The 6,133-nt window shown below is 38.3% G+C and carries 6 protein-coding genes; 1 reads left to right on the top strand and 5 read right to left on the bottom strand.

The annotated features are described in order from the left end of the window. Nucleotides 1-278 precede the first annotated feature (278 nt). Nucleotides 279-893: a hypothetical protein gene (locus B5G32_RS13020; protein WP_087936900.1), complete on the top strand. Its 615-nt coding sequence runs from the start codon at nucleotides 279-281 to the stop codon at nucleotides 891-893. Nucleotides 894-977: 84 nt separating this feature from the next. Here the strand turns inward: B5G32_RS13020 and B5G32_RS13015 are convergent, their stop codons facing one another. The 5 genes from B5G32_RS13015 to B5G32_RS12995 all read right to left on the bottom strand — a co-directional run. Beyond that, nucleotides 978-1,856, bottom strand: a complete 879-nt coding sequence (locus tag B5G32_RS13015; RefSeq protein WP_158094031.1) for a helix-turn-helix transcriptional regulator — start codon at nucleotides 1,854-1,856, stop codon at nucleotides 978-980. A 13-nt stretch (nucleotides 1,857-1,869) separates the two neighbouring features. Further along, nucleotides 1,870-4,197 (bottom strand): ABC transporter permease, encoded by a 2,328-nt coding sequence (locus B5G32_RS13010; protein WP_087936898.1) that lies wholly within the window; start codon nucleotides 4,195-4,197, stop codon nucleotides 1,870-1,872. A 1-nt stretch (nucleotide 4,198) separates the two neighbouring features. Beyond that, nucleotides 4,199-4,966, bottom strand: a complete 768-nt coding sequence (locus B5G32_RS13005) for an ABC transporter ATP-binding protein (protein WP_087936897.1) — start codon at nucleotides 4,964-4,966, stop codon at nucleotides 4,199-4,201. Nucleotides 4,967-5,282: 316 nt separating this feature from the next. Then, nucleotides 5,283-5,522, bottom strand: a complete 240-nt coding sequence (locus tag B5G32_RS13000) for a DUF6061 family protein (RefSeq protein WP_087936896.1) — start codon at nucleotides 5,520-5,522, stop codon at nucleotides 5,283-5,285. 269 nt (nucleotides 5,523-5,791) lie between these two features. Next, nucleotides 5,792-6,133: helix-turn-helix domain-containing protein (locus tag B5G32_RS12995; protein ID WP_143746662.1), on the bottom strand; the 342-nt coding region annotated here is incomplete at its 5' end.

The following is a 6,133-nucleotide window of genomic DNA, read 5'->3' as shown; positions in this document are numbered from 1 at the left end:
TACTAAAATAGTCTTATCATTTAAAGTGATTATTTCTTATTCATTCACTTTGATAAGACTTTTTCTTTTATTTTGACTATTTTCTTTATTTTTCTTTTTATTTAATTTGGCATTCAACATTATCCATTGATGTATTCGGCAAGTGTCCTGAGAAACTGACAGGCATTATCACAATAGCCACAGCGAAACTTGCACTTCTGATTTCCAAGGTACTGACCGCCGCAAGGGAACTAAAAAACAAGCTGTTCCATGAAGCTCTTGAAAAAGAATACGGAAGCATGTCTGTTATTAAAGCAGAGGACACCGCAGAGGTTATTACAACTCCGGCTAAGGAAGTAATAACAGAACCCAAAGCACCAGAAAACACTATTACTGCAACTGCTCCAAAGGCAGAGGTTCAAGAACCACCCAAGCCACAAATACCTCCAAGACCGGTTATGCCACCGGAAGCTGCCACTTTCTCAAGACTTCAAAAGATTAAGGTTACTCTTGATAAACACAATAACCTTATCTTTGAAGCAGAGCGTGAACGGACAAAACTGGAGATTGAATTGGCTGATTTAAAGGGACTTGCAAGACTTACCAAGAAAAAGGAGCTTGAAAACAGGATTGCCACCAAAACCGAGGAAATCCGAACCTTCAAAGCCGGACTATCCGGTATCGTCAGACAGCATGGATTTGCAACGGTGCAGGATTTCTACACAGCATTCTATACCGCACAGCGTGCCAACGACGCATATGAGAAAGAATGTGCCAAGCGGGAGGAAGTCTATGGAGAGAAAGCCACTCCCAAAGCCGAATCAATGCACGAAAAGTTACAGCGGTATCAGGAAAAGGCTGACAGACAGAATGCCAACCAACCTCACCGAAGCAGAGATAAAGGGGCGAGATAATCGCCCCATGCCACAAAAATAGCCGTATCCATACACATAATGGATGCGGCTATTTGAAGTACATAGTATGCGTAAAGCTGAAATTTATCTCTCAACCTCAACAATCAGCTCGGAGAATATGCCTGATATGTTGATTGTATTTTCGGCAGTTTCGTTTTCTTCAAGCTCAACAATTTCTCCGTTTTTGCGGGTGATGAGCTTGCATTTTCTGCCGTTATTTGAGAGTTTGTAGTTATCTGCATTTTCAAGGTGAACAATCGCTTTCGCTTTGAACTGGTTTATATCAAGTTTTGTGCAGTTACCTGAAATAAAAATTTCGTAGTCAGTCTTTGCGGTAAACTCCAGACTTCCCTCTGTGTCCCGGATAAAAACCTTTTCTGCGTCGCCGTCGTACTCAAGTCGGCTGAGGCGTAAATCCTCAATAAGAAGTTCCTTAACGCTTGCTGAAACCTCTGTATGCTCGGTAAACTTTTCAGGGAGTAAAAGAGTAATATCCACGCTTTCCTGTGCTTCAAAACGGCTGACGCCCTTTTTATTTACAAGTTCAACATCCAACTTATTACGCTTTTCGTCAAGTTTCACCTTGAAAAGAGAGCCAATTTCAGCAAGTATTTCGGAAGAAAGCACAATGTGGATTTTTTCATCCACACCTGTTTTGATAGTAATTTTCCTTGCACCGCCCAAGTTTATATCAAAATGCTTGCCGGTGTCGATGTCATAAACTGTTTCGCTTTCGAAAACCACCGGCTTTTCTTCCTGTTTTTTGACCTCTTCAAGCACAAGCTCATCGAGAGTGAGCTTGAAAAGCTCTGCGAGGATAATCATATTTTCAACATCAGGGAGACCTCGCTTGGTCTCCCATTTTGTTATAGCTTGACGGCTTACTCCTATTTTCTCAGCAAGCTGTTCCTGAGAAAGTCCCTCTTTTAATCTGTACTGCTTTAATTTATCACCAAAATCCATTTTTGTCTCTCCCTTATTCCTTAATGAGTACATATGCTGAAATCTTTCTTATCGGCATACACAAAATAATACTTATCATAATGTTTACTAAAATCTGAGCTACTGCAAATAGCATTAAAAAGCCAAATGAAATCTCAATGTTATTTTTCATGACACCCAAAGTCTCAAAAATAAATTGATAGATAGCCGGCATATAATAAATTGCCAAAAAGCTTGAAAGCACAATTGCCACCATCGACACAGGCATAAATGAACCTGTTGTCTGTAAAATAAGCTGTGAACTTGTGTAGCCCATTGCTTTGTAAATACCTAACTCCTGTCTTCTTTTTACAAGCAGAGACTTGATAACAATATATAAAATAAATAACACAACGAGAATTGTTACCGCACAAATTGATACTACAAGCACCACAGTGATACCCATATACATATCCTGTGCTTCAGTTTGAAGCTTGTAAGAATTCACTGTGTCTGCTACCAATGCAGAGTAATCGGATTTATATTCCTTTGTAATCTTTTCGGCATTTTCAGCATTTTCAAGATACACATAGAGGTATGGAGTCTGATTTTGGTTAAAGAGACTGTTGTATCCTTCTATGCTCAGTTCACAAAGCTCGCCCTGTAAATTTACGCTTTGCACAAAGCCTGTAACCTGAAAGCTTTTTGTGATACCGTCCACCGTCACGCTGACTGTATCACCGATTTTAAAATTTTCTTCAAAAGCACTGCCCAAAGCGATTTCATCTGCATCTTTCGGATTTTCACCCATATAACATACATCATTTCTCACCTTTGAGAAGTCCTCGCAGGCAAAAGCAGTCACTGTTTTCTCTTCAATTTTAACAATTGCAGACATATATTTCAATGAATTTTGCACACGATTATCGTTACCAAGTTTTGACTCAAGCTCACTCATGCTGTCGCTTTTAGGATAAATAATCACATCTGCTACTTCGTCTGACAAAGCAGACATAAAATTATCCGGCTCAACTACTACATTGTAGAACAGTGTGCCTGAAAATGCTATGAGAACCGTCAGCACAAAAGACACCAGAAAGAGCATTATATTCTGTTTTGTAGAAGCTATCATCTGCTTTAAGACAAGCAGGAATTTTGTATTGCCTCTGGTTTCTTCAAGCGGAAAATAATTTTTCTTTGTGTGCTTTGAACTTGTATTACCTCTTAAGCCGTCAATAGGCTGAGTTTTCTTGATTTTTCGTGCGGATATATATGTGAAGAACGAAACAACACCGCAAAGAATACAAGCCACACATACAAAGCTCAGCAAATCAAAGCTAACAGCAAACGAAAAACCTGACTGAACAGTAAGCACTGAGCAAAGCACAGGAAGTAAAGTGTAAGACAGACCAATGCCGAGAATTGCAAACAATAGCGAAACAATAGCATAAGGCAGTGTGATACTCGCTACAATCTGAGCACTTGTATAACCCAGAGCTTTAAGCACGCTCATATTTGTAATTTCGGACTCAATAGCATTTTTAACTTTGAAGTTACTGAGGAATACGCTAACTGCAAGGATGATTAGTGCAAAAGCGGTTAAAATAAGTACAAGCAGATCCGTAACCATTGTCCGTGTACCCTTTACGCTTTCGCTGTCAAGAATTGATAAAGCCATAACACCTTTGTTCTCAATTGCTTTGCTGACATCATCTTTCACTTCATCAAGGCTTGCATCGCTCTTTACGCTCATTGAATATTCAACCACAGCCTTGTCACTATAAGAATCCGCAAGCTCTGCAAACTCTTCTTTTGGTAAATAGGCACACAGCAAACCCGAACCATAGTTGCCGTACTGCATTTCTTCAATCACACCTGCCACAGTGAAACTATGGGACTTGCCGTCAATTGCATAAACGATTTCGTCATTCAAAGCAAATCCACCAAAGTTGGATACATAAAGTGGGATATAGATTGGATCGTCAACATTATTTTTGCTTTCACTCACAAGTTCATAATTGTTAAGAGTACGCTTGTCGTCAATGTTATAAAACACTGTGTTCATTGAAAAATCCGCACCATTGAAATCCTTGACAGTAGCTTCTGTCATAATAGCAGTATAGCTTTCGATTTTCTCTACCTTTTCGATTTCATCAATTGCTTTTTCAAGTTCACTGCTGTTCTGGACCTCAGGAACAATTGCGTTGAGCATTGCGGTGCTTAACTTTTCAAACTTTGTATCATAAGCCCTATCTACCTGACACAGCAAAACCGCTGCACAATTTAATATTAGAGCAGTTATCAGAATGATAACGCCGAATGATATAAAGGAGGTTTTTTCTTTTTTTAAGTTGTATAAAATCTGATTTGCTATTTTTTTCATATTACCATCCCATCTCTGTTAAAAAGTTGTTTAGCTTTGCTTCACGGTCTTTACTTTCATTTGTGTAAACCCCAAGGTCACACTCACCGTAGATCATGCCGTCCTTAACATATAACACACGGTTGCCTCTTAAGGCTGTTTTCTTGTCATGAGTTACCAATATAATGCTCTGACCATCATTATGAAGCTTTGTAAAAACATCAAGAACCGCAGTTGAGTTATTTGAGTTCAGTGCACCTGTGGGCTCATCGGCAAAGAGAATCTCGGGTTTATTTATAACTGCCCTTACAATGCCTGCTCGCTGAGCCTCACCGCCCGACACCTGAGATGGGAACTTTTTGCGTGTTATCTCAGGAATATTAACAAGCTCGAAAAGCTCTTTGGCATATTTCACTGAGTCCTTTTTGCTTGCTCCTGACAATGCACTCGCCGTAAGTACATTATCCATAAGGCTCATCTTATCAAGAAGATAGATTTGCTGAAAAACAAAACCACAGTTCTTTCGTCTGAAAATTGCCAGCCTATCATCACTTAAAGATGTAATTGTTTTGTCGTTCCAAACAACCTCGCCCGAGCTGGGCCTGTCCATTCCCGAAAGGGAGTACATCAGTGTGGACTTGCCTGCACCTGAACTACCCATAATCACAGTAAAGTCACCCCTATATATATTAAGGTCTAGATTTTCAAAAATTGTCTGCTCTGTGTCACCTGTGATAAAACTCTTTTTAAGTTTAGTTGCCTTGATAATGATTTCTTTTTTGTTACTCATAACAATGCCTCCATCAGTATTTTGATTTACACTCGCATCTTACACAAAATGAAAAAGTAGCACCACCAACATCTGTTTACAAATCAAAAAACGGACGCTACTTTCCGTAGCATCCGCTTAAAATCAAGTTTTTCAACTTATAATCCCTGAATAAATCTCCTCTCCAAGAATAGCCTTGTCACGCACATAGTAGGCAAAGCTATTAAATTGCCAAATATCTCCTACTCGATAATTCTCTAGTAAGTTAATTTCTTTTATTTTATCACACCAAGCCTAGATATTCTGCCAACATTTTATCAAAAAACATTTATAGAAATCACCAGACTGCCAAACTATCAATCGCATCCACCCATGCCTGCATTTCACCGTCCAAAGCAAGGCGAGCATATTCCAATGGCTCATCTATCGCCAAAGCATTAAGTGAATTTTGTGAGCAAAGAGTAGTTCTTAATCCATCCTCTGCCTTATTACAATCAATTCGCAATATGTAATTCTCAAATGTAGTTACATCAATACTATTTGTAAGAGGGTTATAGTCTGCATATATCAATCTCATCTTATCAGTCCTTTCTTGAAAATGTATTATAAGCATTCCATCTAGTTCCAACTGCCATTTTCATAATTTGTTATAAGTTGTTACCAGATTTTCTTTCCCTTGTTTTTTCCCTTATCAGAGTTCATAACCAAGGGTAAAACGATATAACACGATACAAGATGTGACGGAGAGGACACCCACAAAAACTTTAGTATTTTCAAGGGTTTGACGAGATTTTTATAACAAGATATAACAGTTATTAAATCCCTTAAAATACCTCAAGTGAGAATTCAACTTTTTAATTGCTTACATATATAAAGCTCAAAATCAGGACAAATGCTTTGACATATGTCACAACTTTTACAAAGCTTGAGATTACATTTGACATGAGAGCATAAATGAGTATGTGTACAGCTTTTAACATGAGCACAGCTACTGTTTTTACTAAGAAGATTGGAGATTCTCTGTTCAATTCTATGTTTCTTGATTTCTTTGGAAACAGTAGATTTATCCTTTGAAATAGCTGAAGCAATTTTAGAAACGGAATCACCATTTTCTAGCATGGTAAAAATCTCATTACGTTGATCAGCGGTCATATGTTTATTTTTAGAAATATTTTCATTCATATCATT

The organism is Massilimicrobiota sp. An80, from assembly GCF_002159255.1.
Classification (GTDB): Bacteria; Bacillota_I; Bacilli_A; order Erysipelotrichales; family Coprobacillaceae; genus Allocoprobacillus; species Allocoprobacillus merdigallinarum.
This window is presented reverse-complemented; position numbering and strand designations above follow the sequence as displayed.